21 protein-coding genes and 2 pseudogenes are annotated in these 19,835 nt (G+C 71.7%); 7 read left to right on the top strand and 16 right to left on the bottom strand.

Going from position 1 to position 19,835, the window contains the following annotated elements; genetic code table 11:
- Nucleotides 1-197 precede the first annotated feature (197 nt).
- Together AWX74_RS14630 and AWX74_RS14625 are read left to right on the top strand one after the other, a co-directional pair.
- The gene (locus AWX74_RS14630; RefSeq protein WP_242666235.1) at nucleotides 198-761 is read left to right on the top strand and encodes a hypothetical protein; all 564 of its coding nucleotides are present in this window, start codon (nucleotides 198-200) and stop codon (nucleotides 759-761) included.
- A gap of 138 nt (nucleotides 762-899) precedes the next feature.
- The gene (locus tag AWX74_RS14625) at nucleotides 900-2,174 is read left to right on the top strand and encodes an APC family permease (protein WP_091276613.1); all 1,275 of its coding nucleotides are present in this window, start codon (nucleotides 900-902) and stop codon (nucleotides 2,172-2,174) included.
- Between the two features lie 43 nt (nucleotides 2,175-2,217).
- On the opposite strand, the gene AWX74_RS14620 is transcribed toward AWX74_RS14625, so the two are convergent.
- The 5 genes from AWX74_RS14620 to AWX74_RS14600 form a co-directional block, all read right to left on the bottom strand.
- A complete protein-coding gene (locus AWX74_RS14620; RefSeq protein WP_091276611.1) occupies nucleotides 2,218-2,976 on the bottom strand; it encodes a methyltransferase domain-containing protein in 759 nt (252 codons plus the stop codon).
- A gap of 6 nt (nucleotides 2,977-2,982) precedes the next feature.
- A complete protein-coding gene (locus AWX74_RS40735) occupies nucleotides 2,983-3,717 on the bottom strand; it encodes a hypothetical protein (protein WP_207550319.1) in 735 nt (244 codons plus the stop codon).
- 94 nt (nucleotides 3,718-3,811) lie between these two features.
- A complete protein-coding gene (locus AWX74_RS14610; RefSeq protein WP_207550318.1) occupies nucleotides 3,812-4,528 on the bottom strand; it encodes a hypothetical protein in 717 nt (238 codons plus the stop codon).
- Nucleotides 4,529-4,544: 16 nt separating this feature from the next.
- A complete protein-coding gene (locus tag AWX74_RS14605) occupies nucleotides 4,545-5,609 on the bottom strand; it encodes a hypothetical protein (protein WP_091276605.1) in 1,065 nt (354 codons plus the stop codon).
- Nucleotides 5,596-5,898 carry a hypothetical protein gene (locus AWX74_RS14600; protein WP_091276603.1) on the bottom strand — a complete coding sequence of 101 codons (303 nt, stop codon included), beginning with the start codon at nucleotides 5,896-5,898 and terminating at the stop codon, nucleotides 5,596-5,598. Before AWX74_RS14600 ends, AWX74_RS14605 begins: the two co-directional genes overlap by 14 nt.
- 159 nt (nucleotides 5,899-6,057) lie before the next feature.
- On the opposite strand from AWX74_RS14600, the gene AWX74_RS42025 reads away from it, so the two are divergent.
- The gene (locus tag AWX74_RS42025; RefSeq protein ID WP_091276600.1) at nucleotides 6,058-7,374 is read left to right on the top strand and encodes a sensor histidine kinase; all 1,317 of its coding nucleotides are present in this window, start codon (nucleotides 6,058-6,060) and stop codon (nucleotides 7,372-7,374) included.
- Nucleotides 7,349-8,016 (top strand): annotated as a pseudogene (locus AWX74_RS14590) (response regulator). The gene AWX74_RS42025 and the pseudogene AWX74_RS14590 overlap by 26 nt, the downstream one beginning before the upstream one ends.
- A 30-nt stretch (nucleotides 8,017-8,046) precedes the next feature.
- Here AWX74_RS14590 and AWX74_RS14585 read toward each other — a convergent pair.
- The 6 genes from AWX74_RS14585 to AWX74_RS14560 all read right to left on the bottom strand — a co-directional run bounded on the left by AWX74_RS14585 (nucleotide 8,047) and on the right by AWX74_RS14560 (nucleotide 13,937).
- Entirely contained in the window at nucleotides 8,047-8,754 is a 708-nt protein-coding gene (locus AWX74_RS14585; RefSeq protein WP_091276597.1) for a hypothetical protein, read from the bottom strand.
- A gap of 242 nt (nucleotides 8,755-8,996) precedes the next feature.
- Nucleotides 8,997-9,698, bottom strand: a complete 702-nt coding sequence (locus tag AWX74_RS14580) for a response regulator (RefSeq protein ID WP_091276593.1) — start codon at nucleotides 9,696-9,698, stop codon at nucleotides 8,997-8,999.
- The gene (locus tag AWX74_RS14575) at nucleotides 9,695-10,954 is read right to left on the bottom strand and encodes a sensor histidine kinase (protein WP_091276590.1); all 1,260 of its coding nucleotides are present in this window, start codon (nucleotides 10,952-10,954) and stop codon (nucleotides 9,695-9,697) included. Before AWX74_RS14575 ends, AWX74_RS14580 begins: the two co-directional genes overlap by 4 nt.
- Nucleotides 10,951-12,045 (bottom strand): D-alanine--D-alanine ligase family protein, encoded by a 1,095-nt coding sequence (locus tag AWX74_RS14570; RefSeq protein ID WP_091276917.1) that lies wholly within the window; start codon nucleotides 12,043-12,045, stop codon nucleotides 10,951-10,953. Before AWX74_RS14570 ends, AWX74_RS14575 begins: the two co-directional genes overlap by 4 nt.
- Nucleotides 12,046-12,056: 11 nt before the next feature.
- Entirely contained in the window at nucleotides 12,057-13,244 is a 1,188-nt protein-coding gene (alr, locus tag AWX74_RS14565; RefSeq protein WP_091276913.1) for an alanine racemase, read from the bottom strand.
- A gap of 306 nt (nucleotides 13,245-13,550) precedes the next feature.
- Nucleotides 13,551-13,937 carry a YybH family protein gene (locus tag AWX74_RS14560; RefSeq protein WP_091276586.1) on the bottom strand — a complete coding sequence of 129 codons (387 nt, stop codon included), beginning with the start codon at nucleotides 13,935-13,937 and terminating at the stop codon, nucleotides 13,551-13,553.
- A 217-nt stretch (nucleotides 13,938-14,154) separates the two neighbouring features.
- Between AWX74_RS14560 and AWX74_RS14555 the strand changes: the two genes are divergently transcribed.
- The gene (locus tag AWX74_RS14555) at nucleotides 14,155-14,820 is read left to right on the top strand and encodes a YdcF family protein (protein WP_207550316.1); all 666 of its coding nucleotides are present in this window, start codon (nucleotides 14,155-14,157) and stop codon (nucleotides 14,818-14,820) included.
- Here AWX74_RS14555 and AWX74_RS14550 read toward each other — a convergent pair.
- Nucleotides 14,771-15,598: an alpha/beta fold hydrolase gene (locus AWX74_RS14550; RefSeq protein WP_091276583.1), complete on the bottom strand. Its 828-nt coding sequence runs from the start codon at nucleotides 15,596-15,598 to the stop codon at nucleotides 14,771-14,773. The two genes, AWX74_RS14555 and AWX74_RS14550, sit on opposite strands and share 50 nt — an antisense overlap.
- 68 nt (nucleotides 15,599-15,666) lie before the next feature.
- Here AWX74_RS14550 and AWX74_RS14545 point away from each other — a divergent pair, with 68 nt between their 5' ends.
- On the top strand, nucleotides 15,667-16,122 hold the full coding sequence (locus AWX74_RS14545; RefSeq protein WP_091276579.1) for a MarR family winged helix-turn-helix transcriptional regulator: 456 nt from the start codon (nucleotides 15,667-15,669) through the stop codon (nucleotides 16,120-16,122).
- Here AWX74_RS14545 and AWX74_RS14540 read toward each other — a convergent pair.
- Together AWX74_RS14540 and AWX74_RS14535 are read right to left on the bottom strand one after the other, a co-directional pair.
- Nucleotides 16,114-16,689, bottom strand: a complete 576-nt coding sequence (locus AWX74_RS14540) for a DUF3291 domain-containing protein (protein ID WP_091276907.1) — start codon at nucleotides 16,687-16,689, stop codon at nucleotides 16,114-16,116. The genes AWX74_RS14545 and AWX74_RS14540 overlap by 9 nt on opposite strands.
- A 149-nt stretch (nucleotides 16,690-16,838) precedes the next feature.
- Nucleotides 16,839-17,273, bottom strand: a complete 435-nt coding sequence (locus AWX74_RS14535; protein ID WP_091276576.1) for a hypothetical protein — start codon at nucleotides 17,271-17,273, stop codon at nucleotides 16,839-16,841.
- Nucleotides 17,274-17,807: 534 nt separating this feature from the next.
- Here AWX74_RS14535 and AWX74_RS14530 point away from each other — a divergent pair.
- Complete coding sequence (locus tag AWX74_RS14530; RefSeq protein ID WP_091276572.1) at nucleotides 17,808-18,110, top strand: hypothetical protein; 303 nt, start codon at nucleotides 17,808-17,810, stop codon at nucleotides 18,108-18,110.
- A gap of 66 nt (nucleotides 18,111-18,176) precedes the next feature.
- Here AWX74_RS14530 and AWX74_RS14525 read toward each other — a convergent pair.
- Together AWX74_RS14525 and AWX74_RS14520 are read right to left on the bottom strand one after the other, a co-directional pair.
- Nucleotides 18,177-18,329 (bottom strand): annotated as a pseudogene (locus AWX74_RS14525) (LuxR C-terminal-related transcriptional regulator); the annotation flags it as partial.
- 654 nt (nucleotides 18,330-18,983) lie between these two features.
- Nucleotides 18,984-19,724, bottom strand: a complete 741-nt coding sequence (locus AWX74_RS14520; protein ID WP_091276568.1) for a dienelactone hydrolase family protein — start codon at nucleotides 19,722-19,724, stop codon at nucleotides 18,984-18,986.
- Between the last annotated feature and the right edge of the window lie 111 nt (nucleotides 19,725-19,835).

The raw sequence follows: 19,835 nt of genomic DNA, 5'->3' as shown, positions 1-19,835 counted from the left end.
CACCTGCGTCAGGCGGCCCGCCCCGCGGGACGGAAGAGGGAGAGCACCCAGCCGGATACAGCGGTAATGGGTCTCACCTCCTCAGGTCGCAGCGAAGCGAACGGACACGGTGACGGTACCAGCTCAGCTTTCCAAGCCGTCGGCACCGTGTGCGTCCGGACGCACCCCGCGCGCAACGGAGCGGACGGATATCCCTATTGTCGGCGATGGTGAAGATCAGGGGGCGTGGTCGCATGATGCGGGTGGTGCCGGTTCTCGGTGCTCTTGTCGGTGTGCTGCTGGCCGCCGGCTGCGGGGCGCTCCCCGACATGTCGGCGCTGGATGACGAGTGCACCCGCGGCGACAAGCGTTTCGCCGAGAAGCTGGACGCGCTCACGGTGCTGGAGATCCGTCCCGGCGGCGCGACCCTCCTCGCGGACGGTGCCGGCCATGGATGTGGCGACAGCACGGGTTACCCGTATGCGTCGCGCTGGTACCACACCGGGATCTCGGCCGAGGAGATCGCGGACTTCTATCGTGACGCACTACCCGCAGCCGGCTGGAAACTACGCCACGCCGATCCCATCCACGCACAGCAGCGGGTGTTCCGCGGGGCGCGGCTGTGCTTCACCCGGCCGGTCGACGGGGTCGAGACGTATCTGTCAGTGGGCTTTCCCGGTGCTCTCGACGCCGGCCCCGAGGATGTACTCGGGGCCGGCCCCGCCGATGTCGACCTGCATGTGATGGCCGACCCCGAGGACGGCCATGTGAACAACTGCTGACGTTTCCCATCTGGCTGGGTGGAGGCGCGCAGATCGTCGCTGCTGGCCTTGTACGGTCCGTCGTGGGTAGGGCCCAGGATTTCTGCGCCGTTTCGCGGGGCGGGTCGGGGCGGAGTCGGCGGAGGGTGAGTCCGGGGTATGGCGTCGAAGGCGGCAGCTGAGCCGGTGCCGGACGAACTGCGCCGGCGGCTCGGTGTGGCCGACGCGGTGCTCGTCGGCCTGGGAGCGATGATCGGCGCGGGGATTTTCGCCGCGCTCGCGCCGGCCGCCCGGGCCGCCGGATCCGGACTGCTGATCGGCCTGGGGGCCGCGGCGGTCGTGGCGTACTGCAACGCCACCTCGTCGGCGCGGCTGGCGGCCCGCTACCCGGCGTCGGGGGGTACCTACGTCTACGGCCGGATGCGCCTCGGTGACTTCTGGGGGTATCTGGCGGGCTGGGCTTTCGTGGTCGGCAAGACCGCGTCCTGCGCGGCGATGGCGTTGACCGTCGGGGCGTATGTGTGGCCGGGTGGGGCCCATGCCGTCGCGGTCGCCGCGGTGGTGGCGCTGACCGCGCTGAACTACGCCGGGGTGCACCGCTCGGCGTTGGCGACCAGGGTGATCGTGGCGGTGGTGCTGGCGGTCCTCGCCGCGGTGGCGGTCGCCGCGCTGAGCGCCGACGCGGCGGAGGTGGACCGGCTGCGGGTCGGCGCGGACATGACTGTGCGCGGGGTGCTGCAGGCGGCGGGCCTGCTGTTCTTCGCCTTCGCCGGGTACGCGCGGATCGCCACCCTCGGGGAGGAGGTCCGTGACCCGGCCCGCACGATCCCCCGCGCGATCGGGGTGGCGCTGGGGATCACGCTGGTGGTGTACGCGGTCGTCGCGGTCGCCGTCGTGATGGTGCTGGGCCCGGAGGGACTGGCCGGGGCCACGGCGCCGCTGACGGACGCCGTCCGGGTCGCCGGGGCCGGCTGGCTGGTACCGGTGGTACGGGTCGGGGCGGCACTCGCCGCGCTCGGGTCGTTGCTCGCGCTGATCCTCGGGGTGTCGCGCACGACGTTCGCGATGGCCCGTGACCGGCATCTGCCGCACCTGCTCGCGGCGGTCCATCCCCGGTTCGCGGTGCCGCACCACGCCGAGGTGGCCGTCGGTGTGGTCGTCGCGGTCCTGGCGGCGACGGTGGATCTGCGTGGGGCGATCGGGTTCTCCTCGTTCGGGGTGCTGGTGTACTACGCGATCGCGAACGCCAGCGCCTGGACGCTCAGCTCGGCGGAGGGCCGCCCGCCCCGGCTGGTTCCCGTCGTCGGGTTCGCCGGCTGCCTGCTGCTCGCGTTCGCGCTGCCGTACTCCGCGGTGGGCGGCGGTGCCGCCGTGCTGGCGGCCGGTGCGGGTGTCTACGCGGTCCGCCGCAGGTGGCGTGCCCGGCACCCGTAGGTGGCCGCGGTCAGCCGGGGGCCTGCGGCCGGTGGTGGCGAGATCAGGTCGGTTTGCGGGCTTCGATGAGGAACCGTGTGGTATGCGCCTCGAAGGGCCCGTGGGTGCGGATGCGGTCGTGCAGCGCCGCGAGCCGCGGACGGTAGCGGTCGACGGTGAATCCCGGGACCATCCAGATCACCTTTCGGAGGAAGTAGATGACCGCGCCGACGTCGCGGAACTCGGTGTGCAGGGTCTCCATCCGCAGGTCGAGGACCTGCAGCCCGGCGGCTTCGGCGCCGGCGCGGGCCCGGTCGGGATGGCGGCGCCGGCGCACCTCGGCGGGCTGCGGGCCGAGGAAGAACTCGACGAGCTCGAAGACACTCGCCGGGCCGACCTGCTGGGAGAAGTAGACCCCTCCCGGGGTGAGGACGCGGCTGATCTCGTCCCAGCGGGTGGTCACCGGGTGGCGGCTGACCACCAGGTCGAAGGTTTCGCCGGTGAAGGGCAGCGGTGTGGTGTCGTCCGCGGCGACGACGAGAACGCCGCGGGGCCGCAGCAGCGCGCCGGCCCGCGCGAGGTTCGGTGGCCAGGACTCGGTGGCCGCTGTCCGGGTCGCCAGGCGGGGCACGCCGCCGAGGACCTCCCCACCGCCGGTCTCAAGGTCCAGCGCGGCGGTGGCGCGTGCCATGCGCCGGCCCATCGCGTGCGCGTACCGCCACGACGGGCGCTGCTCGCTGGCCCGCCCGTCCAGCCAGGAGAAGTCCCATCCGTCGACGGGCTCCGCCTCGGCCTCGGCGACCAGATCCTCGAATCGGTCCATCGTCGGTCAGTGTCGCTCAAGGATGTCGGGCTCGCCCGGCGGCGGCATGGGCGGGCTGGTCTGCTGCGACCGTGGTGACGGTTCGCGCGCCTTCGTGGAACCTTCCCTGGCGGCGAGGTCCTCGCGGAGAAAACGGGCGACAGCGGTGGCGTAGGCGGTGAGAGCGAAGACGACGATTCCCACCACGGCGGCGACGGCCCCGGACCTGATGACCGTGCTGTCGAGCCAGCCGGCGCCCTTGTCGGTCGCGTTGGCGGCGATGACGACTCCGAGGGTGCCTCCGAGGCAACATCCGGATCCGATGCCGGTACGGCTACGGACCTGTCTGCCGCCGAACCCGGAGGCCACGCCGCAGGGGACACCCAGGAGAACGGCTGTGGCCAGAGCGCCGGCACCGATGTGGTGAGCGCCGAGGCCGAGAAGAAAACCGGTGACCATTCCGACGAAGCCCGTGACGAAGCGCTCCCCGGGCGGAGCGGGAGCGAGGGCGGCGCGGGCAGCGGTGGTGCCGTGGCCGGTGAGTCGGTACATCCGCCGCGGCTGGCGTGGTTGCTGGTCGAGGCCGGGCTTGACGTCGCCTGACGTGGGTTCGGTGTCGTAGCTGCTGATCAGCCAGCCGGCGGCTTCGAGCCAGGCGAGGGTCGTGGTGGTCGGACGCCCGTGACGACGGGCGAGTTCATGATCACTGAAGCTGCGGTGTGGGTCGCGCAGCAGGTACCGCAGCAGCATCTCGGTGGTCACGGCGAACGGCGGCTGCGCTTGCGATCGCGGCTGCTGACGATTACGCACCCGGCAACCGTACTGATCGCCTTGCCCGCCGCCCCCGGATCGGCTTTCAGCCCTCCTGCGGATAGCCGATGGCGGAGATGTCCTCGGCGAGGTCGGCCAGGGTGATCTCGCTGTTCAACGACGCGACGATGCCGGGGTCCAGTGGCCGCAGGGCATAGAGCGCACGCACCGCTTCCAGGTCCACGGTGACCTCGTGATAGTCCTCGGCGAAACGCTGGAACGCTTTGGGTGAGCGGTCGACCAGGAGCTTGAACAGCATTGTCGCCCCGTCGGGGTCAGGGTGGTCCGAGGGAAAGTCGATCGTGCCGTGATGCCACCGGTCATCGCTCGCCTCCCGCCACAGGCAGGCCGTCACGACCGGCGTGCCGTCCTCGTCGGTGAACGCCGGCTCGTCGACGAACCGCCTGAAGACGGCGGGCACGGAGTCGAGCACTCCCGGCCAGGGCTCGCCATCGCGATCGCGGTCGTAGGGGGTTATCGGTGATTCGTGGTCGAACCCGCGGACGTAGGCCCCGGCCGCGCAGAACACGATGGAGTACTCATCGCCAGACCCGTTGCGCATCGAGGCCATCTCCTCGCCGTCAGCCCAGGAGACGTCGAAGGAGTAGTAGCGGTACTCCCATTCCGGGCTCAGGATCGCGTCGAGCATCGCCAGTGAGCGGCACAGGTTCGCCAGATCGGCGATGGGGGGAAGCTGGCGGGCCAGGTCATGGACGGTCACCGGCCCATCCAACCGGGCACCTGCGACAAAACCGTCGCTCACGGCCGGGCTTCGTCCTTCATCGCCGCGGCGCCATCGACCTGCGGTGGGCGTAGGTCAGTAACACCAGCACCGCCACGGTCAGCGTGGCGTTCGCGGCGTATTTCGCCGGGTAGGACACGTCGCCCAACGGGTCGACGACGAACGACAGGCCGGCGTTGACGAGCAGCGCACCACCGCCGACGGCGAGGGCGTGCGGGCGTCCCCATCCTCGCCGGCGGGTGAGGATCGTCAGCAGCGCGGCGCCGCCGAGGAGGATCAGCAGGTCGGCGGCGACACCGGGCCAGGTCGGTGGGAGCAGCTGGTGGGCGGTGAGCGCGATCACGACGGCGCCGGCGAGCAGCCACGGCGGGCGGCGGCGCCCCGCCGCGGGGATGACCGGCGGTGACGTGTGGCGGGGCGCCGGGCGTGGTGCGGCGAAGGCGGCCGCGGCGAGCAGGACCACGGCGAGCGCGGTGGCGGCGAGCTGGGCCGGGGAGGCGCGGAAGGTACGGCTGGCGTCGTCGTGGATCAGCGCCGCGGCCGCCAGGTACAACGCGGTCAGGGTGAGGATGCCGGGCCGGTGTAGCCAGGGCCGGTCGGCGAGACGGGGCACGCAGGACTCGACGACGACGATCGGGGCGGTGAAGCTCCAGATGATGTGGCCGGTGAGGAAGTTCAGCAGGTAGTAGACGCTCAGGCCGGTGTCGCCGAGGAGGGTGGGGGCGCGGTCGTCGTCCCAGGTCGGGTCGCCGGTGAGGTGGGGGTTGAACAGGCTCTGGTCGACGAGTCCGGCCTGGGTGAGGCCGAACGCGGCGGCGAGCAGGATCAGGGTGGGCCAGCCGCCGCCGATGCGGCGGGTGATCTCGCGGATCAGGACGGCGACGGTTCCGTAGAGCGGGACGAAGATGATCAGCCCGGCGAGCATGGTCAGGGGCCGGCTGATGCTGTCGGCGTAGCCGATGAGGTATTCGGCGCAGATCGGGGCGAGGACCGCCAGCCCGGCGGCGGCGAGCAGCCCTGTCCGTCGCGCCTGCCGCCGTGAGATGGCCGGTGCCGGGCTGGCGGGCTCCTGGGCCTGGCGGGGTCGTTCAGCCGTGGTCATGTCGGGTGCTCGTGCTGCTGGCCGCCGCGACGAGGACCAACCCGACGGCGATCATGATGATGAAGCTGTAGATCTCATAGCCGGCGGGTGCGAGATGGCGCAGGAAGCCCATCAGAGGTGGCCACCAGCCGAACGCCTCGCGGAGCAGGCCGCACAGGCCACCGACGGTGAGGACGCCGCCGAGGGCGTGGCCGGCGGCGGCCACGGGCCGCAGCGCCGGATCGGCCTGCGGCCGCGGGGACGGGGACGAGAACGGCTGGTCGGGCGGTGACTGGTCCGGGACGCTCATGTGATCGACGGTAGGGAGGGCGGGCCGGCCGTCGCATCGGGCGGAGGATGGCGGGCCGCTGACCAAAGTGGGTGGTGGACCGCAGGAGTGTCATCCTTTGGTATCGCCTCCGGTGCGGGGCCTTTCGGGGCGGTTCGGGCCCGCGTAGATTGCCGGGGCATGCCCCGTGTGCAGCGCACCGGGCGGGACTGGGCCGCCGACCTCGGGTTTGTCCTGTTCGCCGCCTGTTTCGCCGCGCTCACCTCGCAGACCGTCACGGTGATGGACGATCCGGGGCCGGTGTGGCGGGTGGTGGACCAGGTCGCCGGCGGGCTGGGATGCGCGGCGCTGCTGGCGCGGCGGCGATGGCCGGTGCCGTTGGCGGTGGTGCTGGTGGCCGCGGGGACGGCGACGCCGTACCTGACGGGCCCGGTGCTGGTGGCGGTGTTCACCGTCGCCGCGACCCAGCAGCGGCGGGTCACCGCGGGGGTGGCGGCGTTGGTGTTCGCCCCGCTGCCGCTGTTCCTGTGGAGGCTGGCGGACCTGCCCGAAGCCCGGGCGGATCGTGCGGTGACCTATTTCGCGCTGGTCGCGGGGGCTGTGGGCTGGGGGTTGTTCCGGCGCTCGCGGGGGCAGCTGATCGCGTCGCTGCGAGCGCGGGCGGAGCTGGCGGAGGCGGACGCGGAGTTACGCACGGACCGTGCCCGCCAGGAGGTCCGCGCCCAGATCGCCCGGGAGATGCACGATGTGCTGGGGCATCGGCTGTCGCTGTTGAGCGTGCATGCGGGGGCGTTGGAGTTCAACACGTCCGCGTCGGCGGCGCAGGTCGCGGAGGCGGCGGGGGTGATCCGGGAGAACGCGCATCTGGCGTTGCGGGATCTGCGCGAGGTGATCGGTGTCCTCAACGACGGTGGTTCCGGCGACGAGCTGTGGCCGTCGGTGGGCCTGGCGGATCTGGGGCGGCTGGTGGCGGAGACGCGGGCGGCGGGGGCCGCGGTGGAGCTGACCGGGTGGGCCGGTGGGCTGGTGGAGGGGGCGGCTCCGCCGGCGGCGGTGGGGCGGGCGGCGCTGCGGATCGTGCAGGAGGCACTGACGAACGCCCGGATGCACGCACCGGGTGCGGCGGTCGCGGTGCGGCTGTCCGGCGGGCCGTGCCGGGGGTTGACCGTGGACGTCCACAGCGGGCCGGTGCCCTCGTCCGCCGGGTCGTCCGCGGAGGCGGACCCGTCGACGGCGGTGTCACCGGTACCGCGGCTGGCGTCGGGGTGGGCGGGTGGTGGTGCGACCGGTGGCGGTGGCGGGCGCGGTCTGGTCGGGCTGGCGGAGCGGGCCCGGGTGGCCGGTGGTGTGCTGCGGGCGGGGCCGACCGTGGACGGGTTCGAGGTCCGGGCGTGGCTTCCCTGGGCCGGCGAACCCGCCGAGGACCAGCAGCCAGACCAGGACCGGGAGCGGGAGCGGGGAGGCGGCGTGGATGATCGGTGTCCTGCTGGTGGATGACGACGCTCTGGTGCGGGCCGGGTTACGGCTGATGCTCGGCGGCGCCGGGGACATCGAGGTGGTCGCCGAGGCCGGCGACGGCGGGCAGGTCGCCGCGCTGGTCGCCGCGCACCGGCCCGCCGTGGTGTTGATGGACATCCGGATGCCGGGTGTCGACGGGGTGCGGGCGACCCGGATGGTGCGGGCGGTGCCCGGTGCACCGGAGGTGCTGGTGCTGACCACCTTCCACACCGATGCCCATGTGCTGGGGCGTTGCGGGCCGGGGCGGCCGGGTTCCTGCTCAAGGACACCGCCCCGGGTGACATCGTGGCGGCGATCCGCACGGTGGCCGCGGGTGATCCGGTGCTGTCCCCGGCGGTCACCCGCCGGCTCATCGACCAGGCCACCGCCGGTGGTGACGGCGGTGACGGTGGGCGTGATGATGTCGCCGCGCGGGCCCGGGCCCGGCTGGGGATGTTGGGGGATCGGGAGCGGGAGGTGGCGTTGGCGGTGGGTCGGGGCCTGCCGAACGCGCAGATCGCCCGGGAGCTGCACCTGGCGTTGCCGACGGTGAAGACACATGTGTCGCGGATCCTGACCCGCCTCGACCTGAACAACCGGGTGCAGATCGCGCTGCTCGTCCACGACGCCGGCGTGCGGTGACGCCGGGCGTCTGACGGCTGCCGGTGCGGGCTACTGGCGGTTGATCTTGGCGGCGAGCTGCCTGACCAGCCCGGCTTCCAGGTCGGCGTCGGGTGTCCGCCCGTCGGCGGCGACGACGAGGGTGGCGAAGACCCGGCCGCCGCCGAGGTGGATGACGTCCATGGTGGAGTCGGCTGTGAAGGTGACGCGGTAGGCGGAGAGGGCCCCGTCGGGGGTGGGCAGCTCACGCATCGGGTCGTCGCCGTCGTCGGACATCGTCTTGTTCTGGCAGCTCAGGTAGTCGGGATGCCGCAGCGCGGTGGTCAGGGCCTGGACCTGGTCGGCGGTGTAGATCCCGGCCAGGGAGCCGATCTCCAGGCTCTGCTTCTCGCCGCGTTCGGAGGTGGCTTCGGAGGTGAACGTGTCGCTGTGCGCCTCGTCGGCGGATTTGGGGCTGAGGGTGTCGAGGGCGACGCCGAGGCAGGTGGCGAGGTCCTTGTCGAACATGTTGAGGGGGCTGTCGTCGCCGGGGTCGTCCATGTCCTCGGTCGGCGCGGCGGTGAGTCCGGTGGTTTCCGGGCCTTCGGTGAGGACGTAGTCCTTGGCCGCGATCGGGCCGGTCCGGCGGGGAAGGTCGGTGATGCCCCCGCTGTCGCCGTCGTCGCCGCAGGCCGCCGTGGTGAGCAGGAACAGCACGCCGGCCGCGGCGGTGCGCAGGCGCAGGCGGGTCTCGGAGGCGGCGGAGCCGACCAGGGGCAACGGACTCTCCCAACAGTCATGGGGGGCATACGGATGATTCACCCATTGTCGCCCCATGTATTCGGTTATGTGCGGCGCGGATCGGGTGAATGCGCCTGATCTCCCTGTCGCGTTCCCGACCCCGGCCCGTGTCAACCAGAACGGGATCCCACCGACACCGCCCGAGTCCTCGAGGTCGGCCTGCGGACCCTGCTCGACGGGCTGGCCACCCTGGCCGCCGCCCGCGACCGGCGGCCGGACGGTCAGACGACGCCGTGCTCGTAGGCGAAGACGACGATCTGGACACGGTCACGCAGCGCCAGCTTGCGCAGGATCGCACCGACGTGGGTCTTGACGGTCGACTCGCTGGCGAACACCAGCCTGGCGATCTCCGTGTTCGACAGGCCGCGGACCACCGCGAAGAACACCTCACGTTCCTTGCCGGTGAGCGACCCGAAGGCCGCCGGTGGCTGGGCGGGCGCACGGAACTCGTGGTCGAGCAGGCTGGTGAGATCCCGCGGGGCGAGCACGGCGTTGCCGGTGTGCACCGTGCGGATCGCGTCGCGCAGCTGGGCGGGGGTGGTGTCCTTGAGCAGGAACCCGCTCGCCCCACAGCGGATCGCGGTGGCCGCGCGGTCGTCGAGGTTGAACGTCGTCAGCATGATCAGCCGGACGGGTTTCGTGCGCCGGGCCACCCGCGCGGGCGCGAAGATCTGCCGGGTGGCCTCGACGCCGTCCATCTCGGGCATGCGGATGTCCATGAGCACGACGTCGGGGCGCAGGTCGTCGACCAGGCCGACCGCCTCGCGGCCGTCGGCCGCCGTGCCCAGGACCCGCATGCCGGGCTGCGCGTCGATGATCACCCGCACGCCCTCCCGGAAGAGCTCCTGGTCGTCGACGAGGAGAACACCGATCGGCGCGGCGTCCGCCACCGTCGCCTCGTCGGGCCCCACCGGCCCGGTCACGCCGGTCGCCCGGACACCGAGGACGAGGACAGCGGCGGTGCCGGTGCCGGTGAGCGCACGGGCAGGTTCGCCGCCGCGGTGAAGGTCGGCCCATCGGGGCCCACGCTCCGCCGGATGTCGAGGCTGCCACCGACGGACTCCAGCCGCCGGCGCATACCCGCGATTCCCTGACCGCCGCCGAGACCCCCGAGGCCGTCGCGGGTACTGGCGGCGTCCACGCTGTTCGTCACCTCGATGGTGAGCGTGGCCTCCGCACTGTCCGGTGCGGGCCACCGCCGCTCGACCCGCGTCGGCCGGTCACGCCGGCCGTGCTTCAACGCGTTGGTCAGCATCTCCTGCAACGTCCGGTAGGCGACCGCGTCGAACTCGGGTGGCAGCGGACGGGCCTCGCCGACCTCGGCCGTCTCGACCGGCTGGCCGCTGGAACGGACGGTGTCGATGAGCGAGTCGAGCCCGCCGCGGCGCCCCCGGTCGGGTTCCCGCGCCGGTTCGAGCACCTCCCGCACGTCGTGCAGCGAGGAACGGGCGGAGGTCGCGATGGTCCGCATGGTCGTCTTGAGCCTGGCGGGGTCGTCCAGGAACTGCGCCGACTCCGCCTGGGCGAGGATGACGGTCAGCGAATGCCCGACCACGTCGTGGACGTCGCGGGCGAGCCGGTTCTGGGCGTCGCGCAGGCGGGCGATCTCCTGGGCCTGGCGGGCGTCGTGCTCGGCGACCTGGCGGGCGGCCTGCGCCGTGCGCGCCCGGGACAGGAACCGCATCATCAGGCCGGTCAGGAACGGGACGGCGAGGAACGTGACGCCGAACAGGAGCAGGCCCCAGACGGTGATCTGCCGGCTGTAGCCGGTCAGCAGGTCGTACAGCACATGCCCCCCGCGGCCCCCCGCCCGCACCCCGAGCGAGCGGACCCAGGCGACGCCCAGGACCGGGGCGACACCGACCGTGGCGGCGGCGGCCAGCACCGTGGCGACCCGCCCCCAGCGCGCGGCGGCGAACAGCACCACCACCAGCGCGGCCTCGGCCAGCAGGACCGGTGTGCCGGCGACGAGCTGGACGAGACCGGCGACCCAGGCCGTGCCCAGCGCGGCCGCGGGCTCCCACCGGGCGGCGACGACGGCGCCGGCGACCAGTAGCAGGAAGACGACGTCCATGACCGGCGAGCCGGCGGGCCGCCACGTCCGGTCGAGCTCCGCCACGCCGACGATGAGGATCGCCGTCCCGGCCGCGGCGGCGGCGAACCCCTCCTCGGCTCTCATCCGACCCGCAGGCGACCACGGCCGACGCGGTCGCCACGGCCGTCGTCGCGCTGCCCCCCGGCCCCGGCCCCGGCCACAGCTGTGGCTGTGGCGACCGCGTCGGCGATCAGCAGCTCCAGCAGCTCGGGGTAGGCCACACCGGCCGCCGCGAACATCCGCGGTACCTGCGAATGGCTGGTGAATCCTGGCATCGTGTTGACCTCGTTGAGCACCGGGCCGGCGTCGGTGAGAAAGAAGTCGACCCGGGCGACACCGGCGCACCCGAGCGCGTCGTACACGGTGACCGCCGCCTCCCGCAGCACGCCCAGCTGCGCGTCGCTCAGCGGGGCGGGCACGAGGAACCGGGCGGAGCCGTCGTACTTGGCGGCGAGGTCGAAGAACCCGGCGTGCCCGGTGACGATCTCCAGCGGGGGAGCCACCGTCCGGGTGCCGTCGGGCCGGCCGAGAACGGCCAGGTCGATCTCACGGCCACAGACCACCTCCTCGACCAGCACCCGGTCATCGAGCGTCAACGCGGCCTCGACGGCGGCGGTGAGCTGCGCGGCGTCATGGACCAGGGACACCCCGTAGCTCGAGCCGGCCGAGACCGGTTTGACCACCGCCGGCAGTGGGGCCGTCACCGCGCCGGCGGCTGTCCGCGCCCGGTTCACCAGAATGCCAGGTGCGGTCGGGACACCGACGGCCTCGGCGATGAGCTTCGTCGCCCATTTGTCCATGGCCAGGGCGCCGGCCCGCACCGGGGATCCGACGTAGGGCACCCCGGCCAGTTCGCACAGTGCGGCCAGTGTGCCGTCCTCACCGCCCGGGCCGTGCAGCATCGGCACCACGGCCACGCAGGACCGCAGCACCTCCACGGCACCGGCCAGCCCGACGAGGCGGCCCGCGTGGTCACGCCACTGGCCGTCGCGGTCGATGGTGAGGGCCGCCACGGCGTGCCCGGCGGCGGTCAGGGCCTCGGTGACCGCCGCCGCGGAGGCGAGCGACACCTCATGCTCACAGCTGGTCCCCCCGCCGATGACAACCACCCGGCGGGCGACCCGGCCGCCGGCCGTGGTGCCGTCCGCCAGCGCCGTGTCCTTCTTCTCCCGCATGGCGCTCTCCGTCATCGCGTCGCCCGTTCGTCGGGGCCGGGGCCGGTGTGGGTGGTGACGACCCGGCGCAGCCGCGGCCCGAGTCCGGTGACGATCTCGTGCTCCAGCGTTCCGGCCCAGCGGGCCCAGTCCGCCGCCGTCGGCTCGCCACCGTCCCCAGGGCCGAACAGCGTCACCACGTCGCCGGCCCGCGCCGAGCAGGCGGCGGGATCGGGGCCGAGATCGATGACGGTCATGTCCATCGACAGGCGCCCGACCACCCGGCGGCGCACCCCGGCGACCTGCACCTGCGCGCACGCGGCGACGCAGCGGGGCAGCCCGTCGGCATACCCGACGGGCACCAGGCCGAGCCGGGTCGCCCGCGGGGACGTCCAGGTGTGCCCGTAGCCGACCGCGGTTCCCGCCGGCACTGTACGGACGGTGACCAGCGGGGCGGTCAGACGCAGCGCCGGGCGCAGCCGCACACGGCCCGACTCGTCGATGCCGACCAGGCCCGCGCCGATCCGGCTCAGACTGTGATGGGTCCGCGGGTCGCTCAGCGTCGCGGCCGTCGCCGCGAGGTGACGGTCCCGGGGACGCAGCCCGGCGCCGAGGGCGACCCGAACACCCCAGTCGAAACATTCCCGTCCCCGCCGGTTGGCCGGATGGCCGGGTTCGGCGGCGCAGGCGAGATGCCCCATCACCCCGACGACACGGACGAAACCGGCCCGCTCGGCGCACCGCGCCGTGTGACACAGGGACTCCCACTGCTCGGGCGGGGTACCGTCGCGGGCCATCCCGGTGTCGAGCTGGAGATGGACACCGGCGCCGGGTGTCTGACGGGCGACCGCCCGCAGATGGGCGTGGCTGGGAACGGCGAGCTCCACCCCGGCGCGGGTCGCCTGGGTGAAGTCGGCGTTGACCGGGTTGAGCCAGCTCAGCACGGGCTCGGTGAACCCCAGATCGCGCAGGGTGTACGCCTCGGCGACGCTGGTCACCCCGAACCGTGTCGCGCCACCGGCCAGCGCCGCCCGCGCGACATCGGCCAGCCCGTGCCCGTAGCCGTCGGCTTTCACCACGGCCATCACCTCACCGGCCCCGCGGGCACCGGCCTGGCGGCGGATGGCGCTGATGGCGCGGACGTTGGCGGTGACCGCCGCGACGTCGAGTATCAACGTGGGACCGGTCGTGGCGGTCCGCCGCAGGGTGGCGGGTGTCATCCGGCCCGCCGAGGGCCCGCACCCACCCGGGCCCGTGCCGTACCGAACGACCATCCAGGCGGGACGGGCGACTCGTGGTTCCCGCTCGGGGGGCACGCCGCGACGCGCGGGGCGGCCGGCGATTTCGTCCTGTTCGTCATGCCGGTCACTGTCGTCCCGACGGGGGCCGCCGGCCTCCTCCGGAGGAACCGGATCCCTGTCCTCAGGTACCACCTTCTCCGGACCAGGGGCCAGGTACCGCCAGGAAATCTCGTCAGGACGTCAATCTCTTCCAGTAACGGGGCGCAGCGTCGACCTGCCGGGACGTCACATCTCCGGCGCCGCGGTGGGACGGGTGAACTCGGGCTGGTCGAGCAGCCGCAGCCAGCTGCCGTCGGGCTGGCGGCGGGCGACCTGCGCCCGAGCACCGGTCCCGTCGGCGGGTGGGGTCGAGGTGAGAGCGATGTCGCCGCTGACCAGCGTCGGCAGGGACGGTTCCGGCTCGAACCGGGGACCTGCGGCCAGAACCTTCTCCCACAGTGCGTGGATGGCGCGGCGGCCCACCGTCTGGCCGCCGGGTGGGTAGGCGAGCACCGCGTCCGGTTCGTAGAGCGCGGCGACCCCGGCCGCGTCCCCGGCGTTGGAACGTTCGACGAACAGGCGGGTGAGGTCCTCGGGGCGCATGGCCTTCTCGTACTGCTCGTAGTCCGACATGGACATCCTTTCGTCGGGTGGCGCCCGGGGCGCCCGGTGGAGGTGGCGCGGCGCGCCCTGTCCCTTCCCAGGCTGGCCGGCCCGGCTACAGAAGTCCAACAGATAGATCTTCTACGATCTAGAATCTGTAGTTATGAAGCGACGACCCCGCCGTGCTCGCCCCGACCTGGCGGAACACCCGCGGCCCGGCCACGTTCAGCGGGCAGGGTGCGGACCGGTGAACGCGGCCCGAACGCGGCTGGGAGGTGCCTGCCTGCTGGTCGTGGGGGTGCTGGGATGGGGCGAGCTGGAACACTGGCGGGCGTCACGGCGCCAGCTCGGCACGACCACCCCGGACCACCCCGGCCTCGGCTGTGTTACGGGGGCAGGTGAGGTGGTGGTCGTGCTCGGTTTCCGTAACCGGTCGGAGCGCATCAACGCGGTCAATCGATGGCGGGTCCGGGCCGGGCTGCGTTCCCTCGAAGGGGCGAAGTCCCGGCTGGTCCTGGCCGGAGGCCCGGTGGGTGGCCCGCGGGCGGAAGCGGACCTGATGGCGGACTACGCCCGCGACACGCGCGGCTACCACGGCCCGCTGTCCGTCGAGACCACCAGCCGCTCCACCTGGGAGAACATCAGCAACATCATCCCCCTGCTCGAGGACGCGGACCGAATAAAGATCGTCTCGGACTCGTTGCACGCCGAGCGGGCCCGTGGCTACCTGTGGCGCCAGCGCCCCGACCTCGCCGCCCGCCTCGTCCGCGGTGGCGATCACCGCTTCGGTGAGTATTCGCTCCTCAAACCAGCCCTCGCGCTCCTCGGACGCCGGCGCCTGCGGCGCCGGAAGTTCCGCGCTGTCAGCCCAGGAAGTCCATCAGCCGCTCGTTCAACTGCTTCGGCGCGGTGAGTGGCAGAGAGTGGTGGGTGGCTCCGGGGAGCAGTGCCACCTCGCCCTGCGAGAGCGTCCGGCGGGCTCTGTCGGCGACCTTGCCGGCGTGGTGGGCGCGGCTGTGCTCCGCGAGCAGGACCAGCACCGGCATGCGGAGGTCGGCGGCCCGCGGGCGGCCGCCGGTGACGAACCTGCGGTCGGGAACAGTCGTGGCCAGCGCGTAGAGACGCTGCCAGGTCTCGTCCGGGTGGACGTCTGCGGTCTCCCAGGACAGGAAGGCGCGGGCACGGGCCTCGCTCGGGCGGATCAGGGTGGGCAGTGCGCGCAGCAGGTAGCCAGGGCGGAATCCGGCGAAGACCTGGGTCGGGTCGACGAGGGCGAGGCGGGCGACCCGCTGCGGGGTATGAAGTGCGTACCTGACGGCCAGCCAGGCGCCGTACGAGTGGCCGCACAGGTGCGTGCGGGCAAGCCCGAGCCCGTCCATCAGCGCATCCAGCCAGGACTCCAGATCGTCGGCGCTCTTCAACGGTGCGCCCCGGCGTTCGGTGCGGCCGGCGTCACCCAGCAGATCAACCGCATGGACCCGGTACTGCCTGCCGAGAGCTGGTGCGTTGGCGAACCAGACCAGGCCGGTGGCTGAGCCGCCGGGTAGCAGCAGGAGCGGGCTGCCGTCCGCTCGGCCGTACACATGAACCCGGGTGGACCCGTAGGGGGTAGCGACGTCGCGCTCCTCGGTGGACTCGGGCCAGCGGGCACGGAGCTCGTCGTAGACAAGATCGAAAGCGGACGGCGACACGGAGATTCCTCTCGCTCAGCGATAATCTCGGTCAGCGAGATATTAGCCAGTGGTCCGAGGGAGTGGGCATGGACGAGCAGAGCCCGGCGATGGGACTGGTGCACCTGCTGCGCGCGGTGACCGTGGAGTTCGACCTGCTGGGAGCCAGGTTCGCCGCGCGCCACGGGCTGCATCCCACCGATGTGCGCGCGCTGATCCACCTGCTGGATGCGGCACGGGTCGGTACCCGTGCCACGCCCGGGTGGCTTGGCGAGCAACTACTCCTGAACTCGGCCGGGACCACCGCCCTGGTGGATCGGCTGGAACGGCTCGGACTGGTCCGGCGCAGCAGGGACACCGCCGATCGGCGACGTGTGCTGCTGGAGGTGGAGGAGAAGGCCACGGAACTCGGGTGGACCTTCTTCGGGCCGGTGATCGGCGAGGTGGTGGCAGCCGCGGACGGTTTCGAGGCGGGCGAGCTGGAGACGGTGCGTCGCTTTCTGACCTCGGTGCTGGAGTCCGCCGGGCGGGCGCGTTCAACCTGAGCCGGGTCGGGGGCCAGTCCGGATCGTTCGGACTTCCCTGTCAGCGATCCTGGTCGCGGTTCCGTCCGGGGTGAACGGGTGGTGGAAGGTGAAGGCGTGCGGTGCGCAGCCGTGGTCGTGGAGCTGTTCCAGTCGGGAAACCCCGTCCCGCCAGGTGGGTGTCACGCTGTCGGAGACCCACCAGAAGACGTGACTCGGATGCACTGTCCTCTCGAACCAGTCATAGCGCCTGTTGAGCGCCGCACGGTGCAGCCCGGTGTAGATGGCGTCGAAAGCAGGGCGCAGACCGGTCCAGAGTGAGAGGGTCGCGGCCAGGGCGATGGTTTCCGCGGTACGCCCCTTTTCATACCAGGTCGGTACCGCGAACTCGCCCCATGCGCCCCAGTCCGCATCAAAGAATGTGCCCCGGCCGCCGACCTCCGCTTCCGCACGAGCGAGATATCCGGGATGCCGGCTGATCTTCCGGTAGACGGCCGCACCGCTTTCCTGGAACTCCCGCGTGAGAGCCGACGGATCGGCGAGAGGTGACTTCAGGATCCCGAACGTGTACAGCGCAAGACGGGGCATGCGTATCTCCATGGCCGAGAATTACTCACAGGGCAGGTCCTTGACGGTGTGGCTGCCCGGCTGGTGAAGATAGCCGCCCCCCGGCGGCGTTGTCCAAGTTGCTTTTTCCCTGTCCATGTGGCCATCTGCGGGTCCTCGCGGCAGCGCGATCAGGCACTGCCGTCGGCTGCCGCCACCAGCGGCGACGTGTACCTCCCGGCGATGCTGTACTCGGTGCAGGGTGCGGTTCCTCTCGACTGGCAATGACGCAGGTGGTTCTCCCGCTCCTGGAGAATCAGGACGGCGACGATCAGACCGACGACGAACGCGACCGCCCACCGCCTGACGGCACCCTGGTCACGGACCAGCCAGGCCAGCAGAAGCGCGCCCAGGGGTGCGCCGGCCGCAATGACAGCGGCCTGGACCAGGATCTGGGCGCTGGTGACGATCTGGTCTCGGGTCAGTGGGTCGCCGGTCATGTTGGTCACCATGAGCTCCGCGCCGAACAGGCATACCGCCGTCCCGAGGACCGCCACGAAGCCCAGCAGCACCCGCAGGGGAAGGGTCGCGTCGAACCCGCCCTGCGCCGAGGTCCGATCGGTCACGCTGTCGATCCCCGCCCGGCGATCGCGGCCCGCCGGGCGGTTCGGTGGCCGTCACCCCGCCCGACCAGCACGGCGATCGCGAAGATCGACCGGATCCACGACCCGAAGATCACCCGATGCTCTCTTTCGGGAAGCAAATATTGCGCGTTCCTGGGCTGTCCCCACCCCGTCCGTACTGGTGCCATGTAGGTTTCCTTCACGGCAGAACTCCTTTCTGAGGCAACTTCACCGTAACGCGAGACCAGCCAGCCAGACGGTGATCGTCCGTAGCTGGCGCGACCCGACGGGGGGCCGGATCATGCGAACCCGAGGCCCAGCACGGTCCGACCGGACCGCACCCCTCGCGGACAATCCCAGCGGACACCCGGCGCCGACAGCATGACGATGCCGGAGGAAGACGGCCGGGTAGAAGGGGAACCGACCACACCCGGCCAGTCAGCTCCAGCAGGACGAAGGTTCGAAAATCCAGACCCTGCCCCCCGGCGCCCCAGGTTCATCACATCCGTCAATATCCCCACGGAATACAGGGTCGCCGTGGGGACCTCGCTGGCGGTACTTGTCTTCCTCGTTTTCTTCGCGGTGTGGGCGCGAACAGCCGCGCCCAACTCCTGGCGGATTCCCGTCTACACCCTGCTGGCGGTGGTCGGGTTTCCCGTTGCGTTCGGCCTCCTGACCCTGGCCCTGGACTGGTGGACGGACTGGTGGAATGGATTCCTGGGAGTCCCTCTACTGGTGGTGATTCTGGCGGCCGCAGGATTTTTCGCGCTGGTGCACGCCGTCGGATTTCTCGGCGTGATGCATATGCTGGGAGTTCTCGCGCTGGGACCCTTCAGGTAGGACTGCGAAGCGGAACAACAGCGGATGGCGGTCACCGTCAGCAGCGCCCATGCGCATTCACCGGGCTCAGGGCTTCGCGTCACGGTCGGTATCTCGCTGGCCGGCGAACAGAGCGGCCAGCTCCGTGCGGCCACGGATGCCGGGCTTGCGGTAGATCCGGGTCAGGTGCATCTCGACGGTCTTCTCGCTGAGGTAGACGACGGCGGCAACCTGCCGGTTCGTCGCTCCGCGCTCCGCCCGCGACGGTCAGAGCAATCTGTGTTTCCCCGGGGCGCCTGCCATTGCGGGACCGACTGCTCGGCGGCGTCGGACCGAGGCCGGTCACTGCTGGCCCACCCCGACCCGCAGCCCGTTCCGTTTCGTAACGTTCCGTTCTGTCGCGCGACTGTAACGAAATGTAGCGCCTGATGCGACTCCCACATCAGGACTCCCCCAGGCGACCCTCGGAGGCTAACGCCCGATAAGCCTCCCTTCTCGGGCGTTAGACGTTGGGGGAGTCGGTGGCGACCCAGCCCGTCCGAGCGGCTTCCGTTTCGTCGTTTCGTCGCCAGACATACGTAACAACGAAACGGAATGTTCGACGGGTGTGGATCCGGAGCGCGCACCCAGGCGGGCGGCCGCGTCGACGACACGGAGGATCATGATCGTCATCGCGTTGTCATCCTGCACTCGGCAGGGAGAGAACTGGCCAGACCGCCGGGTGGATTCGATCGCCGGACTTCTCCTGGTGTGTCAGTCCGTGATCAGCGTTGGCGTGACGCTGGCCACCGCTCATCTGGCTACCGTTCATCGAGGTGGGCCGGGACCTGTCCTCGACGAACGGTGGCCTGGCCGACGGTTCCTACCGTCTGCTGCGGGCCTGACGGCCCGGCCTCATCTCAGGTGCCGGGTGAAGAATCCGGCCACGGCGTCCCCCGCGAACGGCGGGACGCCGGTGTGCCCGCCCATGTTGGCGTGCAGCGTCTTCTCCTGGGAGCCGAAGGCATCGAACAGGTCCAGGGCCGCCTGCCGGTCGTTTCCTTCGTCATCCCACTGCAGCAGAACGTGCAGCGGGATGGTGATCCGCCGTGCCTCCTCGAACATGGTGCGAGGCACGAAGCTCCCGGCGAACAGGCCGGCGGCCGAGATGCGCGGCTCGACCACCGCCAGCCGGATGCCGATGGCGATCACCCCTCCCGAGTACCCGACCGGGCCGCCGATCCCGGGCAGTGAAAGGAGGGCGTCCAGGGCCGTCCGCCATTCCGGGACCGCCTTGTCGACCAGCGGGAGGACGAGCCGGTCGACGATCTCCTCGTCGACCGGCTCGCCGGCCGCAAGGGCCCGGTGCAGGTCGGCGCGGGCCTGCTCAGCGGCGTCGGATCGAGGCCGGTCACCGCTGCCGGGCAGCTCGATCGTCGCGGTGGCGAAGCCGTCCGCCGCGCAGCGCCGGGCCCGGGCCACCAGCCGGGGGTACATCCTGTGCAGTCCGCCGGGGTGGCCGAGCAGGATCAGCGGGACCGGTGCGGCCGCGGATGCGGCGGATGTGGGCGTCCACAGGATGCCGGGGATCTCGCCGAGGGTGAACGCACGTTCGAGGACGCCGTTGTCGGCGTGCTGTTCGGAGGTGAATCGCATGGTCGTGCCTTTCGGGAGAGCTCGCAACGGCGCTCCCGGACGACCTACCGCCCGACCGTGACCCCGGAGGAGAGCACCCGTGTCGATACTGCGTTCACGGGTACCACCTCC

Origin of the sequence: Parafrankia irregularis, from assembly GCF_001536285.1 — a bacterium.
GTDB lineage: Bacteria > Actinomycetota > Actinomycetes > Frankiales > Frankiaceae > Parafrankia > Parafrankia irregularis.
The sequence above is the reverse complement of the archived record's forward strand: the minus strand, read 5'-3'. Positions and strand labels throughout refer to the sequence as shown.